This is a genomic window from Gracilimonas sediminicola, from assembly GCF_024320785.1.
Classification (GTDB): Bacteria; Bacteroidota; Rhodothermia; order Balneolales; family Balneolaceae; genus Gracilimonas; species Gracilimonas sediminicola.
In genome coordinates, this window is the sequence record NZ_JANDBC010000001.1 from 1,684,296 (window position 1) to 1,698,396 (window position 14,101).

At 45.9% G+C, this 14,101-nt stretch carries 13 protein-coding genes; 5 read left to right on the forward strand and 8 right to left on the reverse strand.

Annotation, left to right across the window (positions count from 1 at the left end; all coding sequences use genetic code 11):
* Positions 1 to 187: 187 nt before the first annotated feature.
* Together NM125_RS07685 and NM125_RS07690 are read right to left on the reverse strand one after the other, a co-directional pair.
* The gene (locus tag NM125_RS07685; protein WP_255134323.1) at positions 188 to 1,843 is read right to left on the reverse strand and encodes a M28 family peptidase; all 1,656 of its coding nucleotides are present in this window, start codon (positions 1,841 to 1,843) and stop codon (positions 188 to 190) included.
* A 133-nt stretch (positions 1,844 to 1,976) separates the two neighbouring features.
* Positions 1,977 to 3,059 (reverse strand): Kelch repeat-containing protein, encoded by a 1,083-nt coding sequence (locus tag NM125_RS07690; RefSeq protein WP_255134324.1) that lies wholly within the window; start codon positions 3,057 to 3,059, stop codon positions 1,977 to 1,979.
* A gap of 117 nt (positions 3,060 to 3,176) precedes the next feature.
* Here NM125_RS07690 and NM125_RS07695 point away from each other — a divergent pair, with 117 nt between their 5' ends.
* Genes NM125_RS07695 through NM125_RS07705 form a run of 3 tightly spaced genes read left to right on the forward strand, consistent with a single transcriptional unit; the run spans position 3,177 to position 6,369 of the window.
* Positions 3,177 to 3,998, forward strand: coding sequence for an SDR family oxidoreductase (locus NM125_RS07695; RefSeq protein WP_255134325.1), 822 nt, complete (start codon positions 3,177 to 3,179; stop codon positions 3,996 to 3,998).
* Positions 3,998 to 5,365 (forward strand): aldehyde dehydrogenase, encoded by a 1,368-nt coding sequence (locus NM125_RS07700; protein ID WP_255134326.1) that lies wholly within the window; start codon positions 3,998 to 4,000, stop codon positions 5,363 to 5,365. Before NM125_RS07695 ends, NM125_RS07700 begins: the two co-directional genes overlap by 1 nt.
* Positions 5,362 to 6,369 (forward strand): YhdH/YhfP family quinone oxidoreductase, encoded by a 1,008-nt coding sequence (locus NM125_RS07705; RefSeq protein ID WP_255134327.1) that lies wholly within the window; start codon positions 5,362 to 5,364, stop codon positions 6,367 to 6,369. The genes NM125_RS07700 and NM125_RS07705 overlap by 4 nt, the downstream gene beginning before the upstream one ends.
* A 102-nt stretch (positions 6,370 to 6,471) precedes the next feature.
* On the opposite strand, the gene NM125_RS07710 is transcribed toward NM125_RS07705, so the two are convergent.
* Positions 6,472 to 6,852 carry a response regulator gene (locus NM125_RS07710; RefSeq protein WP_255134328.1) on the reverse strand — a complete coding sequence of 127 codons (381 nt, stop codon included), beginning with the start codon at positions 6,850 to 6,852 and terminating at the stop codon, positions 6,472 to 6,474.
* Positions 6,853 to 7,020: 168 nt separating this feature from the next.
* Here NM125_RS07710 and NM125_RS07715 point away from each other — a divergent pair, with 168 nt between their 5' ends.
* Positions 7,021 to 7,290: a hypothetical protein gene (locus NM125_RS07715; protein ID WP_255134329.1), complete on the forward strand. Its 270-nt coding sequence runs from the start codon at positions 7,021 to 7,023 to the stop codon at positions 7,288 to 7,290.
* A gap of 14 nt (positions 7,291 to 7,304) precedes the next feature.
* Here the strand turns inward: NM125_RS07715 and NM125_RS07720 are convergent, their stop codons facing one another.
* The 5 genes from NM125_RS07720 to NM125_RS07740 are packed head-to-tail and all read right to left on the reverse strand — an operon-like array spanning position 7,305 to position 10,744.
* On the reverse strand, positions 7,305 to 7,685 hold the full coding sequence (locus tag NM125_RS07720; protein WP_255134330.1) for a DUF1801 domain-containing protein: 381 nt from the start codon (positions 7,683 to 7,685) through the stop codon (positions 7,305 to 7,307).
* Positions 7,682 to 8,596 (reverse strand): carboxylesterase family protein, encoded by a 915-nt coding sequence (locus NM125_RS07725; protein ID WP_255134331.1) that lies wholly within the window; start codon positions 8,594 to 8,596, stop codon positions 7,682 to 7,684. The genes NM125_RS07720 and NM125_RS07725 overlap by 4 nt, the downstream gene beginning before the upstream one ends.
* Positions 8,597 to 8,637: 41 nt before the next feature.
* Positions 8,638 to 9,378, reverse strand: a complete 741-nt coding sequence (locus NM125_RS07730; protein ID WP_255134332.1) for a helical backbone metal receptor — start codon at positions 9,376 to 9,378, stop codon at positions 8,638 to 8,640.
* Entirely contained in the window at positions 9,371 to 10,225 is an 855-nt protein-coding gene (locus NM125_RS07735) for a fructosamine kinase family protein (RefSeq protein WP_255134333.1), read from the reverse strand. The genes NM125_RS07730 and NM125_RS07735 overlap by 8 nt, the downstream gene beginning before the upstream one ends.
* 3 nt (positions 10,226 to 10,228) lie before the next feature.
* Positions 10,229 to 10,744 carry a low molecular weight protein-tyrosine-phosphatase gene (locus NM125_RS07740; protein WP_255134334.1) on the reverse strand — a complete coding sequence of 172 codons (516 nt, stop codon included), beginning with the start codon at positions 10,742 to 10,744 and terminating at the stop codon, positions 10,229 to 10,231.
* A gap of 194 nt (positions 10,745 to 10,938) precedes the next feature.
* Here NM125_RS07740 and ileS point away from each other — a divergent pair, with 194 nt between their 5' ends.
* Positions 10,939 to 14,097: an isoleucine--tRNA ligase gene (gene ileS, locus NM125_RS07745; protein ID WP_255134335.1), complete on the forward strand. Its 3,159-nt coding sequence runs from the start codon at positions 10,939 to 10,941 to the stop codon at positions 14,095 to 14,097.
* Positions 14,098 to 14,101 lie beyond the last annotated feature (4 nt).

Below are 14,101 nucleotides of genomic sequence, written 5' to 3' on the forward strand. Positions count from 1 at the left end.
GAGTAGTTTTCGGTATAAAATCAGGAAACTTTAGTCAGAAAAGTACAAAATAGTATCATGAATAAAAGAATAGGCGCTTGATTGTAAAGTACTGATTTGCAGCAGGTTGTTAGATTCAGGAGAACATTAGAAATAGGATTCTGTGATTCAGCCGAAACTAAATCACAGATAAAAACCGGTAGATTTCTTATTGACCTTCAACACGTTCAAGCATGCGAAGCCGGGTGGCTTCAAACTCATCGCCGGAATCCCAGCTTTGCAGGTTCTCAGAATTCAGAGCCCGGAAGCCGGTCATAAAAAACAGGCGAGTGTCAATTTCGGCACCGCTTAAATCCCAATATTCGTTGATTTCATCGTTTACGGTATGATAATTGGCATCAGCTACACTGTCGCGAACAGCCAGGAAGTTATCCCCTTTGTCAATGTATTCCGTTCCCGGATTCGGAAAAATTGCCGGGATTCCCACTTTGGCCATATTGAAGTGATCGGAGCGATAGAAGTAGCCACGCTCAGGATAGGGGTCCGGTTTTACGGTTCGGCCTTGCTGTCGGGCTTCTTCTTCCAGCAGATCACTAAGTGAGGTTCTCCCGTATCCCACTACCACAACATCACGGGTTTTGCCATACACATTCATCCCGTCCAGGTTAATGTTTGCGGTAACCTTACCGGGCTCTACGGTTGGGTTCTCTGCCCAGTATTGTGAACCCAGCAGCCCAACTTCTTCGGCACTTACAACCAGGGCCAGCACACTTCGTTTTAAGACAGGCTGTATTGATTTGTAGGCTTCCATCATTTCCAGCAGGGCACTAACTCCCGCAGCATTATCGGAAGCGCCGTTGTTGATTGAATCGCCTTCAACGGGAGTTGTTATTCCAAGGTGATCGAGGTGGGCGGTGAGGATCAGGTATTCATCCTTCAGCTCAGGGTCGCTTCCTTCCACTTTAGCGATTACGTTCTGAGATTCAATTTCCCGGTAATCAGCGTCCATACTCACATTCATACGAACACCGGAAAGCTCGACAGGTTCAAAGTCCCGGCTGTCGGCGGCATCCATCTGTTCGGCTAAATTCAATCCGGCTTCTTCAAACAACAGGCGACTTGCTTCCTGAGTAAGCCAGCCATTGAATTTGGTTGGAGAAGCAGAAGCATCGCCTTCACCTTTCAGATAAAAACGCTCTCGGCTCCATCCATTAGCAACTACATTCCAGCCATATCCGGCTGTTTCGGTAGTATGAATAATGATAGCGCCGAGTGCTCCCATCTCTTTTGCTTTTTCATACTTATAGGAATAGCGGCCATAGTAAAGCCGGGTTTTTCCGGCAAAAACATCAGGAGAAAATTCCGGGTCGTTGTTTTTCATGACTAAAATCTTGCCTTCTACATCAACGCCTTTAAAATCATCCCATTCTTCTTCCGGGGCCTGAATTCCATATCCCACATATACCAGTTCGGCATTGCGTACATCTACTTCCTCAGCCTGATTTGCCGGCCAGGCCATAAACTCATCATAATACTGAAGGGCGAAAGGAGTGCGCCCGTCTGTACGCACCGACATTTCCGCATTCGAGGTGCTTTGTCCCAAAAGCGGGAATTCCTGGGTATAACTGTTACCTCCGGCTGCAGGCTCAGCGCCCATGTCTTCAAATTCTGAAATCAGGTAATCTACGGTCATTTGCTCACCTTCCGTTCCGGTTGCTCGCCCCATAAAGTCATCCGAAGATAGCGTTTCAATATGTCTGAGTAAGGAATCTTTGGTTATGCTATTTGCGGCTTGGTCCGCCGGGGAAGAACTGCAGGCACCAAGCAGGGTCAGAGAAGCGATGAACAGATATAATGATTTCATAGTCATGTAAGGATATTTAATTCTTTCTTTTTGTACTGATGTGAATGCGTTAAGATACTTCAGAAATTTATTCAATAAAAAAGCGAAAGGCAGTTACGCCTTTCGCTTTGGCAAAGTAAAAATAAGATTCGGATCAGTTGGCTGATTCCAGCTCAACGGTGAATTTCTGAACCAGGTCGGTTACCCGTTGGTCGTTAACCATTCCGCCAACCAGGTAAAACTCGTCACCGGCTCTGGCGATGCTGCGGTGATCCATACTGGCCGTCGGCATTGCACCTAACTCAACCCACTCTTCGGTATCTAAACGATAGGCGAAAACGGTGCTTTCAGCGAAGGCCGGCTTGGCGTTGTAGCCAATTCCGTTATAGTTATAGGGGTTGGTTGATCCGCCCACAAACACAACCATTTCTACCGGAGATGAAACACCGACAGCCGCCATACGGTAGCGTGCCTGCCCCGGGTGCTGTTTGATGCGTGTCCAGTTAATTTCTTCCGGGTTCTCGGCGTTAATCTCACCTTTGATACTGCCGGGAGACATCATAAAAATCTGTTCACCTTCATCAACAACAGTTTGAACACCGTCGGAAAGAACCATCGTGTTGCCAACAATACCACCGGAATGCCCAAATACGGGAGGGCCGGGGTACGGTGTGGCGTGCGACCATGAATTTGTCTGGGTATCATACACCTGCACATTCGAAACGTTGTTGGTGTTATTCCATCCGCTAACCAGGTAGATGTAGCGGTCTTGGTAAACCAGGGAAACGGCGTCTTCAACAGGAAGCAGCATGTCGGCAACCTGCTCGTAAGAATTAGCATCAGGATCATACCTGAATACTTCTTGGGTGGATACTTCAGAACCATCTTCAGCTACGGTATATCCGCCAAAGATGTAAATCTGTCCGTTTACGGTTTCAGTGGTGCTGGCTAATCGGCCGGTTCCGTCAGGGACACCGGGAATTTGCTCCCAGATTCCTTTATTGACATCGAATCGGGCAGCGAAATCACTTACATCGGCATGTGTTTTGCCTTCTTCCAGTCCCAGAAAGGTGTACACAAACCAGTCGCCGTCAACCTGAGCAGCTGTTACTGCATTGTTGGAAATTCCCATCGGCAATGACTCGGCTTCCTCCCAGTTTAGCGCAACCTTTTGAGGTGCTTGCTGGCAAGAGGCCACCAGAATTGAAAGGGTGAAGAGTAATAATATTCTTTTCATTGTATGAATAATTGACTTATAGTCTGATTTTTAATTTTGCCTGAACACTTGCACATTGGCAACAACATTTGCGTTCAGTATTTGTTTAATTTCAAGCTTTAAAGATACGGTTTTTATATGTCTTCTTTTAAAAATAAAATTGTTTTAATAACCGGCGGAGCCAGTGGTATTGGCTATCTGATGGGGGAAAAATCGTTACAGAGAGAAGCCCGTAAATTGATCATTTGGGATATTAATGAAGACAAATTGCTTGATGCCGCAAAACGTCTTTCCAAACAAGGGTATACTGTGGAGACGGGCGTTGTGGATGTAAGTGACCCTGAGCAGGTTCAGCAAGAGGCAAAAAAAGTGTTAGATGAGCACGGGTCCATCGACATGTTATTCAACAACGCAGGAATTGTAGTTGGTAAAAAGTTCGAAGAGCACTCCATAGAGCACATCAAAAAAACCATGGATATTAACAGCCTTGGTTTGATGTATGTAGCACGGGCTTTCTTACCGGCTATGATTGAGAACGGATATGGATATATCATCAATATCGCTTCGGCCGCAGGACTCACCCCAAACCCCGGAATGACTGTATATGCAGCCAGTAAATGGGCGGCCGTGGGCTGGTCGGAATCGTTGAACCTGGAGCTTAAGAAAAATGGGGAGCCGGTGAATGTGCTTACAGTGATGCCCAGCTACATCAATACCGGAATGTTCGCCGGGGTTACAGCCCCGTTGCTTATGCCCCTGCTTGACCCGGATGACATTTCAACCAAAATACTGGATGCGGTAGAGCGGGAAAAAGAACGGCTTAGAGAGCCATTCATGGTAAAACTAACTCCTTTTATAAGGGGAATTCTTCCTGCTAAATTATACGATTTTGTAGCAGGCAAAATTTTTGGTGTTTATGATTCCATGAATACTTTTATTGGCAGAAAAACAGATCATTGATGGACGGAAAAGAATTGTTAGAGCGTCAGCGTACTTACTTTAAGTCCGGGGCTACGAAATCGGTAGAGTTTAGAATACATCAGCTTCAAACGCTGAAAAAACTCCTCACCCAGCACGAAGAAGAGTTTATGCAGGCCGTGCATAAAGATTTTAAAAAACCTGAGCTGGAAATGTATGCCACCGAGCTTGGTATTCTCCATAATGAGATCAGTTATGTGCTGAAAAACCTCAAAAAATGGACGAAGCCACAAAAGGTTTCAGGCGCTCTGGTCAATTTTCCATCCAAAAATTACACGGTTGCCGAACCTTACGGATCCGTTCTTATCATTGCGCCATGGAACTACCCGGTTCAATTGGCATTGCTGCCTTTGGTGGGTGCCATTGCGGCCGGTAATACGGCGGTAATAAAACCGTCTGAGTTGACGCCCCATACATCTGCGGCCATCAAAGAAATTCTCGGGAAATGGTTCAAAGAGGAGTTTGTAGCCGTGGTGGAAGGCGGAGTGGAAACAAATCAGGATTTACTCGCTCAAGATTTTGACTACATCTTTTTTACGGGCAGCACCCGGGTTGGGCAAATTGTGATGGAGGCGGCGGCAAAGAACCTGACGCCCGTTACGCTGGAGCTGGGGGGCAAAAGCCCTTGTATTGTGGACGAAACGGCCGACCTTGAAACGGCTGCCCGGCGCATTGCATGGGGGAAATTTGTGAATGCAGGTCAGACCTGTGTTGCCCCGGATTATGTACTCATTCAGTCAAAGGTAAAAGATCAGTTTCTGGAACATTTTAAAGAATCTGTTCGGGATTTTTATGGAGTGAACCCGAAGCTGAGCCCGGATTATCCGCGGGTAATAAATGAGTCGCATTTTGACCGGTTGGAAGGTTATCTGGATGATGGAAAGATCTTTTGTGGGGGCAAAACGGACCGGAATGAACTATACATTGAGCCGACGGTTTTAGTGGATGTCAATGAAGATGGAACCGTAATGAAGGAAGAAATTTTTGGCCCCATTCTGCCGGTATTGACTTTCGAAAAAATCCCTGACGCCATCAATGTGGTAAACTCAAAAAGCAAGCCGTTGTCGCTCTACCTGTTTTCAAAAGACAGCGATGCAGAATCGATGATCACAGAAAAATGCTCCTTTGGGGGCGGGGCAATTAATGATGTGCTTGCTCATCTTGGAAATCATCACCTGCCATTCGGGGGCGTGGGCAATAGCGGAATGGGTGCGTATCACGGAAAACAAAGCTTCGATATATTTTCGCATACCAAAAGTATCATGAAGAAACCATTTTGGCTGGATATCCCTTTCCGGTATGCCCCTTATAAAGGAAAGTTAAAGTGGATTAAACGAGTATTAAAATGAGTGAAGAGACATTCAGAGCATTTTATGTAGAAGAGAAATCGAAAGGAGAATTTGTATCATCAGTAACGGACGTGACACGCACCTTTTTGCCCGACCACGACGTGCTGATTCAAGTTCACTATTCATCACTCAATTATAAAGATGCCCTGTCAGCTTCGGGTAATAAAGGAGTGACCCGAGAATACCCACACATTCCCGGCATCGATGCTTCGGGGGTTGTTTTGGAAGATAGGTCCGGCGCGTTTTCCGAAGGACAAAAAGTAGTAGTTACCGGTCGTGATTTAGGCTCCAATACCTCCGGTGGATTTGGAGAGCTTATTCGCGTGCCCAAAGATTGGGTAGTGGAGCTTCCGGTCGCTTTAAATATGGAAATGGCTATGAAGTATGGAACAGCCGGCTTTACTGCTATGTATGGGGTGAAGCGGCTGCAGCGTGAGCTTATCAAGCCGGAAGACGGAAAAGTACTCGTGACCGGAGCAACGGGTGGTGTGGGTTCACTTGCCGTTTTCTTTCTTTCGGAATTGGGATATGAAGTAGTGGCAGCCACCGGTAAAACAGATAAAAAGGATTTTCTGAAAGAGCTTGGCGCGGTTGAAGTCATTCACCGGGATGTAGTTTCCGGGGTAAACGAGAACTTTTTACTGAGCCGTGAATGGAATGGAGTTATAGAGACGGTTGGTGGTGAAATGCTGGATGCGGTGATCCGTCAAACCAATCATGACGGAGCAGTAGCCTGCTGTGGGAATATTTTGGGGCATGAACTGAAGACAAATATTTACCCATTTATACTGAGGGGGGTAAGCCTGTTGGGCATCGACTCCGCCATATGCAAAATGCCGATGCGGTTAAAAATTTGGGATAGCATCGCTGGAATGAACCATGGGAAACTACCGGATGATTTTGCCCGAATAGTCGGTCTGGAAAATCTCAAGCCCGAAATTGAAGCTATCCTGGATGGCAAACAGGCCGGGCGTGTAGTGGTGCAGCATCAAACCACCGGATAAATAAAAAAGCCGACACAAAAAGGATGTGTCGGCTTCGGAAAACAATAAAGCAGCGGTCAAACTACTTTATGTGGGTTATGGGTATTTGTTTGATCTAAGTTCTTATGCTGCGTACTGAGATTTTGAATTAATCTTGTTCTCAGCTTTACCAAGTGAATTAGACAGGTCAGATTTGGTCACAGGCTTCAATAAAAAATCGATGTAATCAATATCCTTGGCTTGATTTAATACCATTGGGCTGTCATCGCCAGAAAGAAAAATTACCGGGATATCAATTTGGTCAGAACGCAATTGTTTTGCTGTTTCAATGCCGTCAAGATCACCGGAAAGCTGAATGTCCATCAAAAGTATAGAAGGATTAATGTCGGCGATGATCCCGAGGACTTCTTCTCCACTGCGGGCCGTGCCAACTACTTCATAGCCAAGCTTGGTAACCAGCTTCTCCTCTACTATAGATAGCAGCGGGTCGTCTTCAACAATCATTACCTTTCGCGAGATCACGGTGGCCCTACTCTGTTTGTATTAAAAACTTCTAATGTTAATATATTAGAATAATTTAATAGGGTCAATAAGCTTCCAAAACTTTTTTTACTGAGGAAGAATTAGCAGGTTTAACACAGATTGTAAGACACAGTTCACAACATTTGAGCCATGATAAAACTACACAGAAAGCGAGAGGATGCTGCATCTGACCGTCTGGAGCAGCAGCTGAACAACCTCGTGATTTCTTTCAAAAAGGTGAACTATGAGGAGGATGGGGAGCAGGTAAAGCTTCCATATATTGAAGAAGACGGAGAGGAGTTTCATACCGATGAGGAAATTGCCGGGTGGATGAGAGAGTTGGAATCACAATTAAACTGGCAGCGGTCATTGAGCGGTGACGGATGCTACATAGACCCGAAAAGTGGGAACGTATGCTGACCCTATTACCCGATTTATTCCTGAATGCGTTTTCCCAGTGGCTTGTAAGGGACCGTTTCATCAAGAAAAAGAGCCTCGTTGATGATTTCCCGGATGGTGTTTTTGGGAATTTCATCAACGCTGCCAAAATCTACACTCAGTACTTGTTTGCGTCCTTTGCTTTCCAGCAATCCTTGTTCGTTTGAAAGTTCATATCCCCGGATAAAACAGAGCGATACTTTGCCATTCTTTAGAGGATTCAGGTAGCAGACCCATGTATTCTGGTCGTAGAATGGTATTCGGTATTTTAGGGCCGGTGATACAGTTGGGAAAGAAGTCAGCAGGTTATGGAAGTACAGCATTACCTCTTTTTGATTTCCCTCATGCCGCAATATGAAATCCTCTGCCGCATTCATTGATCCAGAGAGTCTGCGTTAAGTCGATGAGTTAAAAACCAGGTGTACAAATCACCCCCACGATAAACGCGCTTCCAGGTGTCATGCCCGAGGTCTTCATGATTTGTGAACCGGACATTCGTGTGCCCTAACTCTTCCAGCTTGTTCAATCCTGGGTAAAAATGTGTTGCCCGTACTACCAGATCCCTTCCGCCGGCAAATGCCCAGACCGGTATTTCATATTCGGCGACAGGAACCATTAAATCCGGATGCCCCCAACCTACTACCGGAGCGATGGCAGCAAATCGTTCGGGATATGTGCTTGCTAAATGCCAGGTACCAAAGCCTCCGTAGCTCAGCCCGGTTAAATATACCCGGCTCGAATCTGCCCGATAATTTTCAATCACATAATCAATCATTCCGATGAGATCCTCCTCTACCCGCTCCCAGCCATTTGGTAAAGTGATATAATCGGGGAGCTCACTTTCATCTCCATTCATAGTCTCGGAAGTAGGTGCAATGGGTGTTCGTTCGGGAATTCCTTCCTCCAGCCTTTTTGGAATGGATGTGGTGTCACGGTTTTGCAGGTACGAAACGCTTTCATCCATCCCAAACATATGCAGTTGTGGAGAAATGATGATAAAAGGCAGGTCTCTTTTATGAATCCACGCTTCTTTTAATGGGCCGTGCATTAGTACAAAACCGAGCTCATCTTTGCCATTTCCCCGTTCTCCGTTTCCATGAAGGAACATCATAACCGGCCAGTTTTTGTCTGACACTTCATAACCGTTAGGAAGGTACAGGTAAAAGTCTCGTTCCTCACCGGCAACCTGACTGGTGTAAGAAATGCGTTCCAGTTTATCGGTCTGGCAGCCTGTAAGCATGAGGACAATAAATATGAATAGGGTGTGGGAGAAACGAATGGTAGTCATGGTAAACACAGTGTTCTTTCCCGAATATAGCAGAATAAGAACTAAAGAGAAGCCCGCCATTCATTTAGAAAAGAAAAGGCCTTTGTCATCCGGGACCCATACCAGCTGAACCACTCCCCATTAATGAGTTCCACTCTTGACTCAGGACACGCCGCTTTGATTTTATCAATGTGTTTTTCTTTAAAAGGATAAGGTTCGCTACTGAGCAAGATTAGTTCGGGAGCATGCTCTGAAAGTTCGTTGAGGGTGGTTTTGGGGTATCTTTTATGAAGCCCGTACACATTATCCAGCCCATATTTATGCAGCACATCATGAATATAGGTGTCATTTCCAACCGTCATCCAGGGGTCTTTCCAAATGAAATAGGCTACGGAAAGAGGAGGTTTTGCAGGGCGATCATTTAAAAGAGCCGTAATTTTCTTAACAAGTTTTCCGGCCTGTTCCTTAACCCCCAGCACTTCTCCCAGTGAGCTTATTTCCAGAATGGCATCCTGAATAGAATCAATTTCTGTAACCCGAACCGTAGCATACTTGTCGAGCAGTTCGATATCTTCTTTTCGGTTTTCCTCTTTGTTTGCAAGGATGAAATCCGGCTCAAGCTCCACAATTTTCTCAAGATTCGGATTCTTTGTCCCCCCGATAATATCAATATCCTTAATCTCCTTGGGGTGCACACAAAACCGGGTGCGACCAATCAGCTGATCTTTTAATCCCAGATCAACCAAGAGCTCGGTGAGGCTTGGAACCAGTGAAACAATGCGGGTGTAAGGTAAATCAGGCATAACGGTTGATGATGTTCTCTGCCTGGCGACAGTAACTTCCGCCAAACAAATTGGCATGGACTAAAATAGGGTACAGGTTGCAGATGGTGACCCGGCTGTCGAAGCCACCCTCCGGTGGAAATTCTTCATTGTATCCTTCGTAGAAATTAGCTGAAAATCCACCAAAAAGACGAGTCATAGCCAAGTCCATTTCCCGGTGACCGTAATAAACGGCGGGATCATAGATGCTTGCATGCCCACTTTTGGTGAACATGTAGTTTCCGCTCCAAAGGTCTCCGTGAAGCAGCGAAGGTTTTTCGGTAGGAAATATAGATCCGAGTTTTTTATACATCCCTTCCACATTTTTCAGAATAGACCGGGTGAGTTTGCCGGACTCAACGCCCTTACGCACCTGGGGCTCAATCCGCTCCAGGGCAAAGAAGTCGGGCCAGTTTGAATGACGGGCATTAGATTGGGGCAGCTTACCGATGTAATTATCATGACCCAGCCCGAACTGATCAGCGGTTTGTTTGTGAAGCTTCGCCAGCTCCTTGCCGAAATTATGAGCTGAGTGCTGTTTTCCGCCCCCCTCCTCAACCCAGTCAAGAACAAGAAAATCTTCTTTGATTAAAATCGGTGAAGGAATTTGAAGATTGGTGTCGGCTGAATTCAGTAATTGAAGCCCCTTTGCCTCGGCTTCAAACATATTTTGGGGAGCAGAATTATTCCACTTTACGAACAATTCTTTTCCATCACCTAACACAATTTTGGCAGCCTGATTAATGTCACCGCCATGAACTGACTGAAGGGATTGAATCTCCTTGTTCAGCTCTTTTCGGATTTGTTCTTTGATAGCTTCGGGAAGCATAAATTATTTTTCGATGAGGGGTTCTAATTCTTCAAGCAAAGCTTCGCAGCTTCGGTTCAACACCTGGAATACATTTTCGAATCCTTCCAGTCCGCCATAATAAGGGTCGGGTACTTCTCCATCTCCGGGATTGGGATCAAACTCGCGCATCATCTTTATTTTATCCGAAAATCGATTTTTTCGGTCTAAGGTTTTGATATTTTTGAAATTTTCGGAGTCCATAGCCAAAATGAGGTCGAACTCTTCCAGGTCGGCATATTCAAACTTTCGGGCTTTGGAGGGGAGGTGAATTCCATGCTTATTTGCGGTAGCCTGGCTCTTACTGTTGGCCGATTCACCTACATGGTAAGCGGCTGTCCCGGCCGAATCGATATAGAAATAATTTTCCAAACCGGCCTCCCTCACTTTATGAATAAAGACGCCTTCGGCGGTAGGACTTCGGCAGATATTACCCAGGCACACAAAAACGAGTTTATAAGGGTTTTCTTTTGAAATGGTTCGGTGATAGGTTTCAGTCACAATAATTGAATTAATTTTTTTCCAAAGGTATGTGTTGCTAAACAGCTTTTCATCCCTTTTCATTTAGCCTTCCTTAAAACCAATTGTGCCTTAGCTGCAAGTGTCAGATTTTTTTGAACGAACTGAATACATGGTTTTCTCTGATATTTTGTATATTTGAGGCTTATAAATGATTCGCCGGAACTAAGTTTTTTATGGCAAAAAAATTCGAAGAAATAAAGCAGTTAAGCTTTCCCAAATCAGAAGTTGAAACCCTGAATTGGTGGAAGGACCACAAGATTTTTAAAAAGAGCCTCAAGACGCGTGAGGATGGCATTCCCTATACCTTTTTTGAGGGGCCGCCCACAGCCAATGGCAAGCCGGGCATTCACCATGTTATGGCTCGCACGGTAAAGGATATGTTTTGCCGGTATAAAACATTGAAGGGCTTCAGAGTTGAGCGAAAAGCCGGCTGGGATACGCACGGTTTACCCGTTGAGATTGAAGTTGAAAAAGAATTAGGGCTCGAAGGCCGCGCACAAGTTGAGGAATATGGCATCGAAAAATACAATGCCAAGTGCCGCGAGAGTGTGCTCAAATACAAGGATCTTTGGGATGAATTAACCTCCCGTATGGCTTATTGGGTTGATCAGGATAACCCATACGTTACCTTCGAAAATAATTATATCGAGTCGGTTTGGTGGGCGTTTAATAAGCTCTTCGAAAAGAATTTGGTGTACAAAGGTTATAAAATTCAATGGTACTCTCCCGGCAGTGGAACTGTACTTTCTTCCCACGAAGTAAGCTTGGGCTATAAGGAAACGCAGGACCCTTCTATCTATGTGAAGTTTCCGGTTGAAGGAGAAGAGAACACGTATTTTCTGGCCTGGACCACTACTCCGTGGACCATCGTTTCCAACATGGCGCTTGCCGTGAACCCGAATCTGGACTATGTGAAAGTGGGGCATTTTGATGAGACTTTCATCATGGCCAAGGATTGTGTGGAAGAGGTTTTGGGTGAGGATTACATCATCCAGGAAGAAATGAAAGGTTCAATGCTGCTGCACCGCACTTATGAGCCTGTATTCGATTTTGCCTTCAAAGAATATGACAAGTCGCAGGCCTGGAGAGTGATTCCGGCTGAGTATGTGACAACCGAAGACGGCACCGGCGTGGTTCATACCGCACCTGCCTTTGGTGCTGATGACTTTGACTCGTGCCAGAAATCTGACATTCCGATGTTCAACCCGATTGACCGGGACGGTAAGTTCACCGAAAAAGCTCCTGACTTTCAGGGGCAGTGGTTCAAAGAAGCCGACAAAGATATTGCCCGGGCTATTAAGGAAAAGAACCTCATGTACAAGCATGAGACCATGGTCCACAACTATCCGTTCGACTGGAGAAAAGGGACGCCATTGATGTCGTACCCGGTAGAATCCTGGTTTATCGAAACCACCAAAGTAAAAGACCGGATGGTTGAGCTGAACAAGCAAATCAACTGGAAGCCGGAAAGTACCGGAACCGGTCGTTTCGGAACCTGGCTCGAAAATAACGTGGACTGGGCGGTTTCCCGTCAGCGATACTGGGGAACACCGATACCAATTTGGGTGAGTGATAAAGACCCGGAGTATGTGGAATGTATTGGCAGTATGGCCGAGCTCCGTGAAAAAGCCGGTTTGGATGAAGATGCCGAAATCGATCTGCACCGTCCCTATATAGATGAGTTAACCTGGGAAGGCCCCGACGGTGGAACTATGCGCCGCATCCCTGACCTGCTGGATGTTTGGTTCGACTCCGGCGCCATGCCTTTTGCCCAGTGGCACTATCCTTTTGATAATGACCATGAATTCAGCTACAACTATCCGGCCGATTTTATCGCGGAAGGCGTGGATCAAACCCGCGGCTGGTTCTATACTTTGCATGCATTGGGAACGATGCTGTTCAATGAACAGGCGTACAAGAATGTAGTATCCAATGGACTGGTTCTCGACGAAAACGGCGAGAAAATGAGTAAATCGAAAGGAAATACGGTAGATCCTTTTGAGGTTATTCAGGAATATGGAGCCGATACCGTACGCTGGTATATGATGAGTAACTCTTCCCCGTGGGAGAATCTGAAGTTCAGTGATGACGGACTGAAAGAAGTTCAGCGGAAGTTTTTCAACACCATCGTAAACACCTACTCTTTCTTTGCGATGTATGCGAATATTGATGGGTTTACCTTCTCAGGAACAGCTATTCCTATTGCTGATCGCCCCGAAATTGACAAGTGGGTGATATCGAAGCTGAACACAACCGTTAAGCTGGTTGAAGAATTTTATGAAGATTACGAGCCGACCAAGGCTGCCCGCGAACTGGAAAGCTTTGTGGAAGAGCTGAGTAACTGGTACGTACGCAGGAACCGGCGGCGCTTCTGGAAAGAAGGAAACACGCTGGATAAAACAGCTGCCTATCAAACTTTATATGAATGCCTGAGCAACCTCAGTAAGCTGATCAGCCCTATTGCTCCATTTATTGGCGAGTGGTTGTATCAGAAGCTGAATAGCGTGACTCAGCAGGATGAGGAGTCGGTTCATATTGCCTTCTTCCCGACCGTGGAAGAGACAGCGATCAACAAGGCGCTGGAGCATAAGATGGAGATGGCCCGGCTGATTTCCTATATCGTATTACGTGTACGTAACCAAATTGAGATGAATGTTCGTCAACCCCTCGCACGAATTATCCTTCCTATTAAGGATGAGAGTGAGCGGCAGGCCATTGAATCGGTTCGCGACATAATATTAGAAGAGGTGAACGTTAAAGATATTCAGTTTGTGGACGATGATTCCGGAATTGTTCGGAAATCGGCGAAACCAAACTACCCGGTTCTGGGTAAGAGGCTGGGGCCAAAAATGAAGCCTGTAGCCGCCCGGATTGGAGAACTGACCACGGAAGAAATCACCGATTTTGAGAAAAATGGCTGGATTGACCTGGACGTAGAAGGTGAAACCATCCGTATTGACTCAGAAGGATTAGAGATTATCCGCACCGGACTTGAGGGCTGGACGGTAGAAACCGAAGGCGGTTTAAGCGTGGCTGTGGATACGGATCTCAGTGAAGAACTTATTCAGGAAGGTATAGCCCGTGAATTCGTGAACCGTGTGCAAAATATGCGGAAAGAAGCGAACTTTGACGTGACTGATCGCATCGCGATTGGTTTTACCGGAGCGGACAATATTAAAGAAGCCGTTGTTTCTATGAGTGATTATATTAAGAAGGAAACACTGGCGGAAGAAATTCAAATCTCAGAGCTGGAAGTATCAGACTTCACCAAGAGCTGGGAAATTGGAGAGGAAGAGTGCACCATCTCCATCCGAAGAAATATTAATTCATAACCAA

What these genes read in the sequence shown, in the direction of transcription:
- NM125_RS07685 (WP_255134323.1), bottom strand. Translation starts at nt 1,843, where the DNA reads ATGAAATCATTATATCTGTTCATCGCTTCTCTGACCCTGCTTGGTGCC.
- NM125_RS07690 (WP_255134324.1), bottom strand. Translation starts at nt 3,059, where the DNA reads ATGAAAAGAATATTATTACTCTTCACCCTTTCAATTCTGGTGGCCTCT.
- NM125_RS07695 (WP_255134325.1), top strand. Translation starts at nt 3,177, where the DNA reads ATGTCTTCTTTTAAAAATAAAATTGTTTTAATAACCGGCGGAGCCAGT.
- NM125_RS07700 (WP_255134326.1), top strand. Translation starts at nt 3,998, where the DNA reads ATGGACGGAAAAGAATTGTTAGAGCGTCAGCGTACTTACTTTAAGTCC.
- NM125_RS07705 (WP_255134327.1), top strand. Translation starts at nt 5,362, where the DNA reads ATGAGTGAAGAGACATTCAGAGCATTTTATGTAGAAGAGAAATCGAAA.
- NM125_RS07710 (WP_255134328.1), bottom strand. Translation starts at nt 6,852, where the DNA reads ATGATTGTTGAAGACGACCCGCTGCTATCTATAGTAGAGGAGAAGCTG.
- NM125_RS07715 (WP_255134329.1), top strand. Translation starts at nt 7,021, where the DNA reads ATGATAAAACTACACAGAAAGCGAGAGGATGCTGCATCTGACCGTCTG.
- NM125_RS07720 (WP_255134330.1), bottom strand. Translation starts at nt 7,685, where the DNA reads ATGAATGCGGCAGAGGATTTCATATTGCGGCATGAGGGAAATCAAAAA.
- NM125_RS07725 (WP_255134331.1), bottom strand. Translation starts at nt 8,596, where the DNA reads ATGACTACCATTCGTTTCTCCCACACCCTATTCATATTTATTGTCCTC.
- NM125_RS07730 (WP_255134332.1), bottom strand. Translation starts at nt 9,378, where the DNA reads ATGCCTGATTTACCTTACACCCGCATTGTTTCACTGGTTCCAAGCCTC.
- NM125_RS07735 (WP_255134333.1), bottom strand. Translation starts at nt 10,225, where the DNA reads ATGCTTCCCGAAGCTATCAAAGAACAAATCCGAAAAGAGCTGAACAAG.
- ileS (WP_255134335.1), top strand. Translation starts at nt 10,939, where the DNA reads ATGGCAAAAAAATTCGAAGAAATAAAGCAGTTAAGCTTTCCCAAATCA.